Source organism: Sulfurovum sp. AR (genome assembly GCF_000296775.1).
GTDB lineage: Bacteria > Campylobacterota > Campylobacteria > Campylobacterales > Sulfurovaceae > Sulfurovum > Sulfurovum xiamenensis.
In genome coordinates this window covers 88,379-104,482 of the sequence record NZ_AJLE01000006.1, presented here as the reverse complement: position 1 = coordinate 104,482, position 16,104 = coordinate 88,379, and the positions used below count along the sequence as shown (strand labels likewise).

General features: G+C 38.7%; 13 protein-coding genes. 9 read left to right on the top strand and 4 right to left on the bottom strand.

The window, feature by feature from the left end; genetic code table 11:
- Positions 1-105 precede the first annotated feature (105 nt).
- The 9 genes from SULAR_RS05540 (at position 106) to SULAR_RS05500 (ending at position 11,398) form a co-directional block, all read left to right on the top strand.
- On the top strand, positions 106-1,746 hold the full coding sequence (locus SULAR_RS05540) for a cache domain-containing protein (RefSeq protein WP_008243880.1): 1,641 nt from the start codon (positions 106-108) through the stop codon (positions 1,744-1,746).
- Positions 1,727-2,389 carry a response regulator transcription factor gene (locus SULAR_RS05535; RefSeq protein WP_008243878.1) on the top strand — a complete coding sequence of 221 codons (663 nt, stop codon included), beginning with the start codon at positions 1,727-1,729 and terminating at the stop codon, positions 2,387-2,389. Before SULAR_RS05540 ends, SULAR_RS05535 begins: the two co-directional genes overlap by 20 nt.
- A 149-nt stretch (positions 2,390-2,538) precedes the next feature.
- A complete protein-coding gene (locus SULAR_RS05530; RefSeq protein WP_008243876.1) occupies positions 2,539-3,927 on the top strand; it encodes an OprD family outer membrane porin in 1,389 nt (462 codons plus the stop codon).
- A 61-nt stretch (positions 3,928-3,988) separates the two neighbouring features.
- Entirely contained in the window at positions 3,989-4,309 is a 321-nt protein-coding gene (locus SULAR_RS05525; RefSeq protein ID WP_008243874.1) for a DUF485 domain-containing protein, read from the top strand.
- Complete coding sequence (locus tag SULAR_RS05520; protein WP_008243872.1) at positions 4,309-5,976, top strand: cation acetate symporter; 1,668 nt, start codon at positions 4,309-4,311, stop codon at positions 5,974-5,976. The genes SULAR_RS05525 and SULAR_RS05520 overlap by 1 nt, the downstream gene beginning before the upstream one ends.
- Before the next feature lie 42 nt (positions 5,977-6,018).
- Positions 6,019-7,845, top strand: coding sequence for a putative nucleotidyltransferase substrate binding domain-containing protein (locus SULAR_RS05515; RefSeq protein WP_008243871.1), 1,827 nt, complete (start codon positions 6,019-6,021; stop codon positions 7,843-7,845).
- A complete protein-coding gene (locus SULAR_RS05510) occupies positions 7,846-8,460 on the top strand; it encodes a 3'-5' exonuclease (RefSeq protein WP_008243868.1) in 615 nt (204 codons plus the stop codon).
- 19 nt (positions 8,461-8,479) lie between these two features.
- Entirely contained in the window at positions 8,480-10,435 is a 1,956-nt protein-coding gene (gene acs / locus SULAR_RS05505; protein WP_008243866.1) for an acetate--CoA ligase, read from the top strand.
- Between the two features lie 66 nt (positions 10,436-10,501).
- Positions 10,502-11,398 (top strand): AEC family transporter, encoded by an 897-nt coding sequence (locus tag SULAR_RS05500; protein WP_008243863.1) that lies wholly within the window; start codon positions 10,502-10,504, stop codon positions 11,396-11,398.
- Between the two features lie 15 nt (positions 11,399-11,413).
- Here the strand turns inward: SULAR_RS05500 and SULAR_RS05495 are convergent, their stop codons facing one another.
- From SULAR_RS05495 to rpoD, 4 genes are all read right to left on the bottom strand, one after another.
- Positions 11,414-12,022, bottom strand: a complete 609-nt coding sequence (locus SULAR_RS05495) for a tRNA-uridine aminocarboxypropyltransferase (protein WP_051002498.1) — start codon at positions 12,020-12,022, stop codon at positions 11,414-11,416.
- A complete protein-coding gene (locus SULAR_RS05490) occupies positions 12,009-13,205 on the bottom strand; it encodes an MFS transporter (protein ID WP_008243860.1) in 1,197 nt (398 codons plus the stop codon). The genes SULAR_RS05495 and SULAR_RS05490 overlap by 14 nt, the downstream gene beginning before the upstream one ends.
- A gap of 5 nt (positions 13,206-13,210) precedes the next feature.
- Entirely contained in the window at positions 13,211-13,960 is a 750-nt protein-coding gene (locus tag SULAR_RS05485; protein WP_008243858.1) for a molybdopterin-binding protein, read from the bottom strand.
- Between the two features lie 113 nt (positions 13,961-14,073).
- Positions 14,074-15,927, bottom strand: coding sequence for an RNA polymerase sigma factor RpoD (rpoD, locus tag SULAR_RS05480; RefSeq protein WP_008243856.1), 1,854 nt, complete (start codon positions 15,925-15,927; stop codon positions 14,074-14,076).
- Positions 15,928-16,104 lie beyond the last annotated feature (177 nt).

Below are 16,104 nucleotides of genomic sequence, written 5' to 3'. Positions count from 1 at the left end.
CTGGGTCCTATATTAAAAAAGCTTTTTGGTTCTTGGTATGATTTGAAAGCAGAATGGCAGTGAAGTCGAACAGACTGACCCATGCTGCCACTGTAGATGGAGCGTATGATCAATTTTTTAAAAAATAAAACCATTGCAAGTATACATGTAGCCGGTATGCTACTGATGCTTATGGTCATCGTAGTTTTTTCGGCTATCGTTGCCTATAAAGAGTATCAAAATTTTGAAATTGAAGCACAAAGTCTGCATGCTGAATTTATTCAGAAACAAAAAGATACGATCGTTTTTGATACCACACGTGTACTTAACTTTATTAATGATGCCTATGACTATAGAGACAAAGTACAAGATGAAGCAACTGTAAAGAAACAGATACTTCATGCCATAGAAGAACTTTACGGACGTCAAGACGGTACAGGATACATTTTTGTCTATGATTTTAACGGTGTGGTAGTTTCTGACCCTATCCAAAGACAAAATGTAGGTAAAAACCTCTATGAGACTCAGGATACCAATGGAGTGATGGTGATCAAAGATCTTATAGATATCTCACGGACCAAAGGGGGTGGGTTTGTTGAGTATCAATGGTTAAAACCTACTACAGGTCTGTTAAGCCCAAAGATATCGTATGCAAAATCATTCGAACCCTGGGGTTGGATGGTCGGAACAGGTGTCTATCTTGATGAAGTAGAAAAACTGATCCAAAACCAAAGGGAAACACTCAAAAATAAACTCAATCACTATTCTCTTCAAATGGTACTCCTGCTCGTTATTTTATTTATCGTAGGAATGGTAGGAATTCTCATTACGAATCATATACTTAACAAAGAGATATCACTATTCAACCGTTATTTTGAAAAAGCTGCATTCACGTATGAAAGGATAGATGAAGAGAATATACGGCTCTTTGAGTTTAAAAAGATGGTACATTACATCAATACCATGATCACTGCTATTCAGGAAAGAAAACAGAAACTCAAAGAGTTGAATCTTACACTCGAATCAAAGGTTGAACAAAAAACAAAAGATTTGAGTGAACAGAATATCTTACTGGAACAGGAAAAAGACTTCAATGCTTCACTGGTGAAGGCTCAAGACAGTTTCATCAAACATTCCATTCATGAGATCAATACACCTTTGGCAGTCATCATGACCCATATAGATCTGTTTAAAATGAAAGAAGGAGAAAACAGGTATCTGACTAAAATAGAAGCAGCAAGCAAGATCATCTCCAATATCTATGCCGATTTGAGTTATATGGTGAAAAAAAACCGTTTTGACTATAGAAAAAAGCATTTTAATATGTCTGATTTTCTTAAAGAGAGAGTGGACTTTTTTGAAGAAATTGCAGCAGGTAATAAACACAAGATCATAGAAGAGATACAAAATGACCTTTGGATCTATTTTAGTGAAGAAGAGCTGCAAAGAATAGTGGACAACAACCTATCCAATGCGATCAAATATGCTAACCGGGGTACAGACATAAAGGTAGTACTGAAAGAAGAAAATGAAGAGATCATTTTAGAGTTCATAGGTAATTCACCCAAAATAGAAGATACTGAACGTATCTTTAAGCCCTTCGAACGTGAGAATGATGTCAGGGGTGGATTCGGATTGGGACTGGAGATCGTCTATAGCATATGTCAAAAAGAAAATGTTAAAATAGAAGTACAGTCTGATGATGACAGAACCGTGTTTTGCTATAGGTTCAAAAAAAAGGAGCAGGATGAAAGTATTATTACTTGAAGATGAGTTGATGCTCCAGGGTGCTATCAAAGAGTATCTGTCAGATACCGGGTTTGAAGTGACAGCATTTGAAGATGGCAAGGAAGCCTATGAGAATATAGCTTCGAACAGCTATGATCTTTTTATCTTCGATATCAATACACCAAGTATGGATGGGCTCTCTTTACTTGACAAACTGCAAAAAGAGAAGATCTATGTGCCTACTATCTTTATCTCTGCTATTACAGAGATAGAGCAGATCAGTCAGGCCTATGCATTGGGCTGCTATGACTACTTGAAAAAACCTTTTCATCTCAAAGAGTTAAGTTTACACATTGAAAGATTGTTAAAAATGGCAGATATTAGGGCAAAAGATTTGATAAAGATATCAAAGATGTACAGCTATGATGCAGAAAATCAATCTCTATTTTTTGATGGAGAAGCACAGCTGCTCACACAAAAACAATTACAGATCATGGACCTGTTCGCAAAAAATATAAACAAAGTGGTAGATTTTGAAATGCTCAGACACTATGCCTGGGATGACAACCCTGTAGATAATGCCATTATACGGGCAGAGATACATCGACTTCGTCAAGTACTTAAAGAAGATCTCATCACCACACTGAAGGGCGTAGGATATACACTTTCTAAACAAATATGATCTTCTGGATACATTTTTATCGCTTTAATTGTAACCAATATACACACCTATAATTTTTTTTAATACAACTTTTCCTCTCTTTGATCGAATGCTATGTTAATGCTACGTTCACCCTTCATACTGCCAACGTATAAATATAAGGAGACACAATGAGAAAACATTTAGCATTATCTGTCATAGCATCAACATTGCTCATGGCGGGAGGAGATATTGCACCGGTAGAACCGGTTGTAGCTGTGCAAGAAACAGAAGTAGATTATGGTGAAGTGTTTGGACAATTCAGAACATTTTATGTTGATAGAACATATTTAGGAGGGATAGAAAATAACCGTAATACACTTGCAACAGGGGGTTATATAGGATATAAGTCGCCAGACTTTAATGGATTTACAGCAACTGTGGCAGCTTATGGTGTATATGGATTTGATATGCATGATGAAGATCTTGACGGTGGTGGTTCTGCTAGTTATGACCCTTCACTGACTGGTCGTGATGGAGAGAATTATGTATTTATAGGGCAAGCATACCTTAACTATGCATTTGGAAATACAAACATCAAAGTGGGCCGTCAAAGACTTGATACACCATTAGCAGGGGCTGATGATGCAAGAATGCTGCCGAATCTTTTTGAAGCAGCGGTATTGACAAATACTGACATTGAAGATACGACATTGACCTTGGCACATATTACTAGAGAGACGACTGGTACATTCAGTAACATTTATGACGATGGTTATGGACTTGGTATTATCAGTGGTTACGGTGCAGGTACAACATTGGCACAAAGTGGCGATTTTGTTAATATGGGTACTGTCGCATTGGGTTATAATGATTTTAATAACGATGGAAGTATTGATAATAAAACAGATGGTGTAACGGTGGGAGCTGTAATCTATAAAGGATTTGATGGACTCACTTTACAGGCATGGGATTATTATGCACATGATATCTTGAATGCAGTCTATCTTCAAGCTGATTATGGTTGGAAGTGTTTGTTGAACGAGAATGTAAAAATGAATGCTTCAGCACAGTATATCGGCCAAAGCGATGTAGGTGGTTCACTCGCAGGTAATGTTGACAGTGATTACTGGGGTGTAAAATTAGGTGCAAGTTCAGGTGCATTAAGTGGATATGTTGCTTATTCTCAAACAGGTGAGAGTGGTGATAGTAATTTTATGAATGGCGGTATCATTACGCCATGGGGTGGAATGCCGGCATTTACCCAAGCAATGGTAACAAGACACCAGTTCTTTGCAGATACTGATAGCTGGAAAATCGCAGCAGCATATAATTTCAATGAACTACTTGATGCAGATGTGAAAGCTTCTGTCTATTATACAGAATTTGATGTTGGAGAAAACTCAAGTGCTTATGCTGCCGGATTAAAAGCAACAGAGCCTGGTTTTGACATTCAATACCAAGCAACAAAAGACTTGAATCTAAGATTTAGAGGAAATTTCCCAAATAAATTTGGTTATAAAAATGATGTTCCATTTGACTGGGATGAGTATAGACTGATTGTAAATTATAACTTTTAATAAAGTTTAAACATTATGGTATGTGAATCAATATACCATATGATAATAAAAAGGAGAAAAAATGACACAAGAACAAGTACAATTGATTAAAAACAATCCTAAGTACCAAAAACTTGTAAGTACAAGAAGCAAGTTTGCCTGGACACTCACAATTATTATGTTAGTGGTCTATTATGCATTTATTTTATTTATTGCATTTAGCCCAGAAACATTGGGAACTAAAATCAGTCCAGACGCTATGGCTACATGGGGTATACCTATTGGTATTGCTATTATCGTTTTTGCATTTGCAATGACGGGAGTTTATGTAAGAAGAGCCAACGGTGAATTTGATGGACTCTTAAATGATCTAAAAATTGACATTGAAAAGGAGATGAATTAATGTTAGGTAGAATTTTATCTCTATTTATGATTGCTTCTATTACAGTTGCATTTGCAGCGGGAGCTGATCTGGGGGCTGGTACAAAAGCTGAAGAATTGAATGTGCCTGCTATAGTTATGTTCTTTATTTTTGTTGCTGCAACCCTAGGTATTACTTACTGGGCTTCAAAAAGAACAAAATCTGCCAGTGACTTCTATACTGCAGGTGGTGGGATCACAGGTACGCAGAACGGTACAGCGATTGCAGGTGACTACATGTCAGCAGCATCGTTCCTCGGTATTACCGGTATGGTTTATCTTAAAGGGTATGATGGTCTTATCTTCTCTATCGGTTTCCTGGTAGGTTGGCCGATTATTCTTTTTATGATCTCTGAGCAGCTTAGAAACTTGGGTAAATATACATTTGCCGATGTGACTGCCTATAGATTAAAGCAAAAGCCTGTAAGAATTTTAGCTGCACTGGGTTCCATTTCAGTGGTGATTCTTTACCTTATTGCTCAAATGGTAGGTGCTGGTAAATTGATCGAGATCTTATTTGGATTGGATTATGAGTTTGCCGTGGTACTTGTTGGTATCCTTATGATCCTGTACGTTGCGTTTGGTGGTATGCTTGCCACTACATGGGTACAGATCATTAAAGCAGTATTGTTACTTGCAGGTACGACGTTTATGTCGATCATGGTGATGGCAAAATTCGGATTCAGTTTTGATGCACTCTTTACACAAGCAACAGAGATCCACTCAAAAGGTGTGGAGATCATGAGCCCTGGTGGTCTTGTTTCTGATCCTATTTCAGCCATTTCACTTGGTATCGCTTTGATGTTCGGTACAGCAGGTCTTCCTCATATCCTTATGAGATTCTTTACGGTTGCAGATGCAAAAGAGGCTAGAAAATCAGTATTTGTTGCCACTGGACTTATCGGTTACTTCTACGTACTTACATTCATCATGGGATTCGGTGCGATCGTTCTTGTACTTGGGGATCCGGCTGGTACATATTTGGCGGCAGATGGTGTAACACTTAAAGGGATGAACAACATGGCAGCAGTATGGCTAGCTCATGCAGTAGGTGGAGACTACTTCCTTGGATTTATCTCAGCGGTTGCATTTGCTACGATCTTGGCAGTTGTTTCCGGTCTGACACTTGCAGGTGCATCAGCGATCTCTCATGACCTTTATGCCAATGCATTTGCAAAAGACAAAGTCGATGAGAAAAAAGAGATGAACGTTTCTAAAATGGCGACTATTGCCATTGGTATTGCTGCTATCTTCTTTGGTATTGCCTTTGAAAAGCAAAATATTGCATTTGTTGTGGCACTGGCATTTACCATTGCAGCATCCGCTAACTTTCCTGTCCTCTTTATGTCGATATTCTGGAAGAAGCTTACGACAAGAGGTGCAGTGCTTGGTGGGTATGTTGGATTGATCTCTGCATTGGTTCTTGTTATACTTGGTCCTGTAGTATGGACTCAGATACTAGGTAATGCTGAAGCGATTGTCCCATACAAGTTTCCGGCAGTATTCTCTGTGCCAATGGCATTCATAGCAATATGGTTCTTCTCGATCACTGACAGCAGTGAAGATGCGAAGAGATGTCAAGAGGAGTTTGATGCACAAGATATTAGATGTCAGACAGGTATCGGTTCTGATGGGGCAGTAGCCCACTAATCAATATTTTCCAAGGCTTTGGCCTTGGGCCTAGGAATGTCAGTGATAACATTATTAGAAAACTTAAAATCATATCTTCCTTTTACGATTCTGAATAAACATGAGTTTGATCGTATAGAAAGCTATGCACAAATTGCATACTATCCGAACGAAACAGTGCTTATCGATCAAGATAATATCCCCCAAAATCTTTTTATTATTATTAAAGGTATGGTAGAAGTACTTGATGAGAATGATGAACAAATTGATATCTATCAAACCCATGATATTTTTGGCGGTATAGAGATCATAGAAGATCAACCGTCCTCATATAGTTACATCGTTACAGAAGAATTGATATGTTTTGAAATTTCCAAAGCACTGTTTTTAGAACTTTGTGAAAGCAATAAAGCATTCAAACACTATTTTTTTTCGAGTATCGTAGAACGTATCGAAATGCTTAAAGAGAAGAAAGAATATGCCTCTATGAGTGATCTGATGATAGCAAGATTGGATGCATCTATTTTGCATCAAGGGGTTGTGGTTGATCCAAATATGCCTATCGTTGAAGCACTTCAGCGTATGGATGAAGAGGGTGCAAGTGCTCTATTGGTACAGAATGATCAAGGATATGGGATCGTGACTGATGCTGATTTCAGAAATTATATTCTGCAAAAAGAAGAAAAAAGTTTAGAAACAATCTCACAGATACAAACCTATCCTGCCATTTCTATCGAGAATGGGGAATTGCTTTTTAATGTGTTGCTTGTGATGACAGAACACAGCATTAAACATCTTCCTGTGTTAGATGAAGAGAGCAATGTTGCGGGCGTACTTGAACTTGTCGACCTGTTAAGTTTCTTCTCTAACCAGTCTCATCTGATTACCGTTCAAATGGAAAGAGCGAAAGATCTTGAAAGTGTCATTGATGCAGCCAAACGTTTGGATGTGATGATAGGTGCTTTGCATGCAAAAGGGGTGAAAAGTAGGTACATAGCCAAGTTGGTCTCTGAGATCAACAAAAAAATGTATACCAAGCTCTTTGAAATGATCATCCCACGTTCATGGCATGATAAATGTACACTTGTATTGCTTGGAAGTGAAGGGCGTGGTTCACAGATTCTTAGAACAGACCAGGATAATGCCCTTATCTTTGAAGAAGGTTTTATGCCTAAAGATGCACCATCTGTCACACAGAGGTTTATCGAAACACTTGATGAGATTGGTTTCCCTCGCTGTGAAGGCGATATTATGATGATCAATCCTAAGTGGTGCAAATCGATTGACATGTATAAAGAAGATATCTACCGTTGGGTTGAAGAACCAAACTATGAGCATTTTATGGATATGGCTATTTTCTTTGATTCGACACCTGTAGCAGGTAAGCGTGAACTTCATACTGAATTGGTTGATTACCTCTTTAGTAAAGTGGAACAAATGCCGTCCATCCTTATGCATTTTGCACGGGCGATCGAGACTTTTGAATCCCCATTGGGACTCTTTTCACAATTCATACATGATAAGGAGCACAAGCATGAAATAGACATTAAAAAAGGTGCACTTTTCGCTTTGATACATGGTGTACGTTCATTGGCCTTGGAGCATAAGATTAGAGCGACCAATACGACTGTACGTATCAAAGAGCTCAATAATAGTGGTTTTTTGAGTAAAGAAGATGCAACAGAGATGATGGAAGCACTCGAGATTTTCAATACTTTGAGACTTCATTCACAGCTTCAGCAGTTGTCAAAAGGAGAGAAGATGACTAATTATATTTCAGTGACTCATATAGGAAAACTTGAACGTGATCTTCTCAAAGATGCCATTAAAACAGTAAATAAGTTTAAAAAGATGGTGAGTTATCACTTTCACCTTTCTATGGTAGGGTAAATGTTCAGATCGTTGAAAAAAAAGTGGAATCTGAAGTACCTGAAGGATGAACGTTTTAGGTTTTTATTTGATGACTCTGAAGAGGATGAGATAGTTGTTTTTGATTGTGAGACAACAGGTCTCAATCCAGCTGTGGATACTATTGTCTCTATCGGGGCGGTAAAGATCAAGGGCAACAAGATTTTAACCAATGAGGCCATACATATTTATGTTGATCAAGATAAAGAGATCGATCATAAAAGTATTACGATCCATCAGATCAGGAACTGTGATCTTCATGGTGCCATACCAATTGAGGAGGCTATCGAAAGATTTCTTTTTTATGTTGGGAACAGGTCCTTAGCAGGTTACTACCTGAAATTTGATGTGGCAATGATAAATAAATATATCAAACCAATGTATGGCATTACACTGCCCAATAAACAAGAAGAGGTATCAGCGATCTATTATGATAAAAAGATCTCGACCATACCTCAAGGAAATATAGATCTGCGTTTCGATACGATCTTAGAAGATTTGGATCTACCCAAACTTCAGGCCCATGATGCATTGAATGATGCCATCATGACGGCTTTGATCTATCTTAAATTAAAACATACAACGAAATTAAAATAATAACTTTATAGGAGAAACAATGTTACAAGAACTCTATCAACCAAACCAAGACTTTGCAAAAGATGCAAGAATAAAAAATATGGATGAATACCATGCTCTGGTTAAAAAAGCAACGGATGATTATGAAGGATTCTGGAAAGCTTTTGCTGATGAGAAGATCGATTGGTTTAAACCGTACGACAAGGTGTTGGATGAGTCGAATGCTCCATTTGTAAAGTGGTTTGATGGTGGAAAGCTCAATGTTGCACACCAGTGTATAGACCGTCATTTAGAGACACAGAAAAATAAAGCAGCGATCATTTTTGAAGGTGACAGAGGGGACAAGCAAGTGATCACTTATCTTGATCTCTATGAGGAAGTAAACAAATTTGCCAATCTGCTTAAAGAAGATTTCGGTGTACAAAAAGGTGATAGGGTCGTGATCTATATGCCGATGATCCCTGAAGCGGCCTATGCAATGCTTGCCTGTGCACGTATAGGTGCTATCCACTCTATCGTATTTGGAGGATTCTCTTCAGAAGCACTGCGCGACAGGATCGAAGATGCTGAGGCAAAAGTAGTGATCACTGCAGACGGTGCTTACAGAAAAACAAAACCATACATGCTAAAACCTGTAGTGGATGAAGCACTGACAGGTGAAACACCGGTTGAAAAAGTGCTGGTTGTCGAGAGAAACCATGAAGAGGTTACATGGGTAGAAGGACGTGACTATTCGTACAATGAACTTATCAAGAACAAATCTGCTCAATGTGATGCAGAACCTATGGAGAGTGAAGATCCTCTCTTTTTGCTCTATACTTCTGGTAGTACGGGAAAACCAAAAGGTGTACAACACAATACGGCCGGATACATTCTTTGGGCACAAATGACAATGGAATGGGTCTTTGATGTAAAACAAAATGATACCTACTGGTGTACAGCAGATATCGGCTGGATCACAGGACATACGTACATCGTATATGGACCGCTTGCAATGGGTGCAACCACTATCATGTTTGAAGGTGTCATTACCTTCCCTGATGCTGGTCGTCCTTGGAAAATGGTAGAAGAGCATAAAATTAATCAGTTCTATACCGCACCAACAGCGATCCGTGTACTTCATAAAACTGGTGAAGATGAACCGGCCAAATATGATCTTTCATCACTTAAGGTACTTGGAACAGTAGGAGAGCCGATTGATCCCCCTGCATGGAAATGGTACTATGAAGAGGTAGGTCAAAGTAAATGTGCAATTGTAGATACCTACTGGCAGACTGAGACAGGTGGTCACATTGTTTCTCCACTTCCTGGTGCAACACCTATCAAACCGGCATGTGCAACACTTCCATTGCCAGGTATCATGGCTGAGATACTTGACCCTGAAACGGGTGAAAAAGTAGGTGAGGGCGAGAGCGGATATATGTGTGTTACACGTCCTTGGCCGTCACAGATCCGTGGTGTATGGGGTGATGATGAACGTTTCAAAAAATCTTATTTCGGTGACGTGACAAAAGAGGGCAGACCTGTATATTTTACAGGTGACGGAGCGATCTATGGTGAAAATGGTTATATTACGATTACCGGTCGTACCGATGATGTGATCAATGTATCTGGTCACCGTATGGGTACAGCCGAGGTAGAAGCAGCGATCAAAAAGCATGACAATGTTGCTGCTGTAGCAGTGGTAGGTAAACCGCATGAACTTAAAGGAGAGGGAATTTTTGCTTATATTGTACTCAAATCTGTTAAAGATGATGTAGCCAATGAACTTGAGACCATGAAAGAGATCAACGCGATCATTAAAACAGAGATCGGAAACATCGCACTGTGTGATGATATGGTCTTTGTCCCGGACCTTCCAAAAACAAGATCAGGAAAGATCATGAGAAGGATACTAAGAGCACTGGCAAAAGGCGAAAAGATCACGCAAGATACTTCTACACTTGAAGATCCAACTATTGTAGGTCAGATAGAGGCACTTGTTAACGCATCATAATAAAAAGAATTTGCCTTCTTTTTTGTAAAGGAGGCTGATGCAACATAGGTAAGAGGTATTTCATTGATGGAAAATTTTATTTTAATCGTATTGGCTATTTTCATTGGCTATCTATTCAGGAAATTACGTATTTTCCAGGAAGAGGCAGCAGCTATACTAAACAGATTTGTTATATTTATTTCTCTCCCTGCAATGATTTTACTGCAAATACCTAAACTGATGCTTTCGATGGATATAATGATCCCTGTGATCATTGCCTGGGTTGTTATGTCATTGACAGCCCTTTTGACACTGTTCATTTCCAATAGATTTCATTTTAGCAGAGAGGTGACAGGTGCACTCATGCTTGTTGCTGTATTGACGAACTCCTCTTTTTTGGGTATTCCTGTCATCAATGCGTATTTAGGTGATGAGGCACTGCCTTATATCTTGGTCTATGATCAAATGGGTACTTTTTTGGCGCTTGCCACGTATGGTATATTTGTCACTGCATATTATTCGAATAAAAGTGAGATCAATGTACAGATCATGGCAGTAAAGATCCTTACATTTCCTCCATTTATTTCATTGGTCATTGCACTGTTTTTTATAGGTACACCTTTCCCTGAAGAGATATTAAAAGTATTAGCAACTTTGGCCAATACGATCGTACCTCTTGCATTGGTTGCAGTGGGATTACAATTACAACTCAAGCTACCGGGTCATGAGATAAAACCGTTTGGTATCGCACTGTTTATCAAATTAGTGATCGCACCTCTGATCGCACTTGTTGTAGTGTCTATGGCAGGATGGTCAAATTTGGCAGCAAGCGTATCTGTGATGGAAGCAGGCATGGCACCGATGGTTACAGCAGGAGCGATGGCTTCTTTATCTGGGCTTGCTCCAAGACTCAGTTCTGCGATCGTAGGCTATGGAATACTGTTTTCTTTTTTTACTACAGCACTCCTGTTTAAACTCTTGTAGAGTGAACACTCCTATTTAGACACAAGAGAGTTGGTATTCCACCATCTTCTCAAAAGGAAGCAAAAAGCGTTCCAGTTTTTTACTCTCAATATCTTCAATATGATGCGTGTTCAAACGTTTCAATACACATAAGGTAGATTCCATAGTACTGAGGCAGTACTCTTTAGGCTGTTCTTTAAATGTAAATTTTGAAACTTCCGTATGCATGAAACTCACTTTAGGTAAAGCATCGATATTGGGGCTTGCAGCAAGTATGGCCTTTGAACAGGGCCATGTAGAGTCTATAAGAAAGATGACCGTATTTTTTTGATTTTCTCCTATAGGTTCTTCATTAAGATTGATACTATTCTCATGCGGGTAGAGCGTGTAACAGATATTTGAAGGATCGTTGAGGATAGCATTGATAGCTGTATGCTTTGTAAAATCTATGCCTACATGGATCTCGCAGTTTTTCAAAGAGAGGTTGGTAAAGTGACCGGTGCCGTTCTTTGTTTTTTTAAACTCCTTTGGATGCATCAAGATGACAAATCGTGTGTTGGTTTCTATAGGAGTGATGTAGGTGCACATGCAAGAAGTTTGTGGACGGTAGCAAGTGTAGCAGACGCTTCTGTTAGTTATTTTCATCAATGTATCGCTTTTTAAACCAATGATAATATATTGCAAAAACTATAAAGCCAAATCCTAATGTAAATGTAATACCTTCAAGAGATAAGCCCCATTTTGCAGCATATCCAATGAAGAGTGCTGTTGTGACATTTGAAAGCATAAAAACCATGTCATTATAAGAGATGACCCTTCCCATGTATTTACTTTCTGTCTCTTCTTGTATGAGCAAATAGGTATATGACCATAATGTGGTAATGAACAGACCGGTAATAAAAAGTCCTATCAGTGCCAGATAGAAATTAAATTCTAAAAAAGACCAAAGCATAATAGCCAGTCCCTGTAGTATGAAAAAGTAGTGTAAATTATTTTTGGAGATAATCCTGCCTATGATAAAGGGACCGATCATTAAACCTATAGCTCTTGTAGCATTCATCCAACCAATAGCAAGTGGCACAGCGATGAACTCTTTATATTGCAAATCTGCAAGCAAGGTAATGAGTGCATCAAAAGAGGTTAGACCTATGGCAGCGTGTAAAAATATGAGATGTTGTATCTTTTTTTGCGATATGATGTAGTTAAATCCATCTTTAAGCATCTGCATATTTGATTCAACATGGGTGATTTTTTCTATAGAGATATGTAGCCCTATAAGTAAAAGTACCGCAACAGTGTAGAGCATCGCATCTATCATAAAAGCCAGGTCAAATCCTACATAATGAGTAGCGATTCCCCCAGCAGCCATACCTAGTGCATAACAAAGTGACCAGATCACTGAGTGTATCTCATTCGTATTTTTTAGCATCTTCCCGGATACCAGTTTAGGGAAGAGTGCCATCTCTGCTGAGAAGAGAAGTGAGGCCGCAGCCGAACGGATAAAAATAAGTATCATCAATATCCATACATACTCTAATGAGTTTATAAATATAAATCCAAGAGTCATTAATATTTCAATCAGCAGTAGTACACTCATAAGTTTTTTAAACTCTATACGATCGATAATAAGTCCTATGATCGGCGCAAGTACGACTGCAGGTAGCATTGCCATTGCGGCAGTAAGAGCGATGGTGACTTCACTTGCACCAAATGAGACGATCATGGAGAAGATGGCTACTTGAGAAAACCATGTACCAAAGTATGAGATGAATTGGATAAGTGAAAGTCGTCTAATAACAGGGTGTTTCAGTGTGTCTAGATAGGTCATATGTGTTATTCGCCATCATTCAGTGCATAGATGATATTTCTACTTTTAAGAAGATGAATATACTTATCAAATGATTCTTTGGCCAATACTTCATCCTCTGATGCCACAGAGATAGTAACCTTCCAACCAGTACTATGGAGTTTTGGTAAGGAAGAGAATTCCACACCCTTAGGCATACTTTCCATCAATTGTATAAAAATATTTTCTTTGCAGTGTGCAGTGAGCGTATGACGATAGTATGCTTTTTTATTAGGTATCAGCTGTGTGAGTATCTTTTCTACCATAGGATGGCTCATTTCCGGGAAGCCTGGCATAAAATAATAACGTTCATCCAATGCAAAAGCAGGCATTTGATTGACAGGGTTTTCCAAGAGTGTTGCACCTTCGGGGAGCTCCGCCATACGTACGGAGTAAGGGTAGGCTTTTTCACCAAGTTTGTTGACGATGATCTCTTTAGCCTCTTCATGTAGGTGTAGGGTTCCATCCCTAAGTGCTATGGCTGCACATTGTCTGGTATGGTCATCCGGTGTAGACCCTATACCGCCAAATGAAAAGAGTACAGCATTTTTCTGTGAAGCGATGAATATAATCGTTTGAACGATCAGTGCAGGGTCATCTTCTATAATAAAAGATCCGGTGAGTTTGTGACCCTTTTCCGCCAATGCTTTGGTGACAAAGTCAAAGTGCTTATCAGTCCTTCGACGATTAAGGATCTCTGTACCTATGATAAGAGCAAAAAATCTAGGTTCAGACACAGTATTCTCTCTTTTATAAATTATGTCACTGCGAACGCCTTTGTAAGCAAAGCGATTCGAGAGCAGTGACGACTTTTGTCTACTTTTCTAGAAAAGTAGACAAAGAATAAGCATTATTCTTCAATGTAGTTTTTAAGGTTTCTTCCCACTTTAGGGTGCTTGAGTTTCTTGATCGCAGAAGATTCGATCTGTCTGACTCTTTCACGTGTTACACTCAGCTCTTTACCGATCTCTTCAAGTGTTCTGTCACTTTCATCTTCAAGAAGACCAAAACGCATACGGATCACGGCTTTTTCTCTTTCATTAAGCTGGTCAAGTACGTCATCTATCTGGTTGTTAAGGTCATCTTTGAGTACGACATCTGTTGGGCTCAATGTTGTTTTATCTTCGATGAAGTCACCAAATCTACCATCATCCTCATCCCCTACCGGTGTTTCAAGACTGACAGGTTCTTTCGTGATCTTAATGACATTTTTTACTTTGTCTACAGAGAGTCCCACTTCTTCAGCGATCGTATCAAGATCCGGCTCTTTTCCTGTCTCCTGAAGGTGTTTTCTGATGATCTTGTTGATACGGTTGATCGTTTCTATCATGTGAATAGGGATACGAATGGTTCTAGCCTGATCTGCAATGGCTCTAGAGATAGCCTGACGTATCCACCATGTTGCATAGGTTGAAAATTTGTATCCTTTTTCATATTCAAATTTATCAACAGCCTTCATCAGACCGATGTTCCCTTCTTGAATAAGGTCAAGGAATGGCAGCCCTCTGTTCGTATAACGCTTAGCGATAGAAACAACCAATCTAAGGTTAGACTTTGCCATTCTAGTTTTGGCCACTTCACTTTTCGCTTTACCTTGACGGATCTGTTCTAGGATCTCCTGGAGCTTCTCTTCAGAAAGATCAAACCCGCCTTTACTCGCTTCTCTGGTTTCAAAAAGTTTTTTGATCTCAACATAAGTGCTTACCATGGTTGTCTCTGGTACAGCATCGATAATGTCATCTTTATCCATCTTAATGATATTATCGAGCAGTTTTTTATGGTTCGCTTTGAGTGTATCATTAAACAGTGGGAGTTTGTATTCTAAACGTTTAAGCTCTTTCTCAAAACTGTCATCACTTTTGAGTGCAGTTTCCATAGCTTTCACAAGTTCATTGATCAGTTTAGAGGTCGGTCCAAGATTTAAAAGTGCAGCTTTTAGTGCTTCTTTTTTAAAGGCTATTTTGAGACGTTCATGAAGGATCTTAACTTCATCTGTCTCTGTTTCCAAGAAGGTATCTAGGTCTTCACGTGCCTTCATCCACTCTTTTTTTGCTTTTTCAAGTCGTTTAAAGCTGTCAACTACCTGTTTAACTCTTTTATCATCTTTAGGTGCACTTGTTTCTGTTTCATCATCAGAGTCATCAGAATCATCAGAATCATCTTTATCTGATTTGTCATCTTCAAAGCTTTTGAAAAGTTCTTTTACACGTCTTTCACGGTTCAGTAAAGGCTCTTTATAGTTGATGATGTAGCCTATAAGGTAAGGGACAGAACAGATAGCATCGATGATGATATCTTCTCCCTCTTCGATACGCTTAGAAAGGTCAACTTCCTCTTCTTTGGTCAGAAGAGGGATCTTCCCCATTTCACGTAAATACATTCTGACAGGGCTGTCTGAACGGCTCCATTCAAGAAGCTCTTTTTCCTTATGGAGATCGAACTCATCTTCTGCACTGCCTTCTACAAGTTTTTTTCTTGCCTCTTCTTTCTTTTTCTTCTCTTTGGTTGTGACAAATTTTGCATATTCTGAGGCAGATATGATTTCTATGTTGGCATCTGAGGCAAGTTTATGGATCTTTTTTGCTTGTGCTGCTGTGGGTTGTTTGGTAAATTCTTTTGCGATGTTCTCTAGTGTGACCACATCACCTTTTTTCTTAGACTGAATTAATGTTTCTATACTCTTCATACTGTCTTTTGGTGCCATTGAAAACCTTTGATGTGTGAGGTGAAAATCCTCTGGAGATAATTAAGATGGATTATACCGAAATTTTATTAGTTTTTGGCATGGAATTTGTTAATTTTCCTTTTTTTGGTTATAATCGCGAAAATTTTTATCGTATCAATATCTAAAATGTCGAACTATTTTGAATGGCGTTTGAGT

Excerpts from the sequence above, each read along its gene's own strand:
- rpoD (WP_008243856.1), bottom strand. The coding sequence starts at position 15,927 with ATGGCACCAAAAGACAGTATGAAGAGTATAGAAACATTAATTCAGTCT.
- SULAR_RS05540 (WP_008243880.1), top strand. The coding sequence starts at position 106 with ATGATCAATTTTTTAAAAAATAAAACCATTGCAAGTATACATGTAGCC.
- SULAR_RS05510 (WP_008243868.1), top strand. The coding sequence starts at position 7,846 with ATGTTCAGATCGTTGAAAAAAAAGTGGAATCTGAAGTACCTGAAGGAT.
- SULAR_RS05500 (WP_008243863.1), top strand. The coding sequence starts at position 10,502 with ATGGAAAATTTTATTTTAATCGTATTGGCTATTTTCATTGGCTATCTA.
- SULAR_RS05525 (WP_008243874.1), top strand. The coding sequence starts at position 3,989 with ATGACACAAGAACAAGTACAATTGATTAAAAACAATCCTAAGTACCAA.
- SULAR_RS05535 (WP_008243878.1), top strand. The coding sequence starts at position 1,727 with ATGAAAGTATTATTACTTGAAGATGAGTTGATGCTCCAGGGTGCTATC.
- SULAR_RS05530 (WP_008243876.1), top strand. The coding sequence starts at position 2,539 with ATGAGAAAACATTTAGCATTATCTGTCATAGCATCAACATTGCTCATG.
- SULAR_RS05495 (WP_051002498.1), bottom strand. The coding sequence starts at position 12,022 with ATGAAAATAACTAACAGAAGCGTCTGCTACACTTGCTACCGTCCACAA.
- SULAR_RS05490 (WP_008243860.1), bottom strand. The coding sequence starts at position 13,205 with ATGACCTATCTAGACACACTGAAACACCCTGTTATTAGACGACTTTCA.
- SULAR_RS05520 (WP_008243872.1), top strand. The coding sequence starts at position 4,309 with ATGTTAGGTAGAATTTTATCTCTATTTATGATTGCTTCTATTACAGTT.
- acs (WP_008243866.1), top strand. The coding sequence starts at position 8,480 with ATGTTACAAGAACTCTATCAACCAAACCAAGACTTTGCAAAAGATGCA.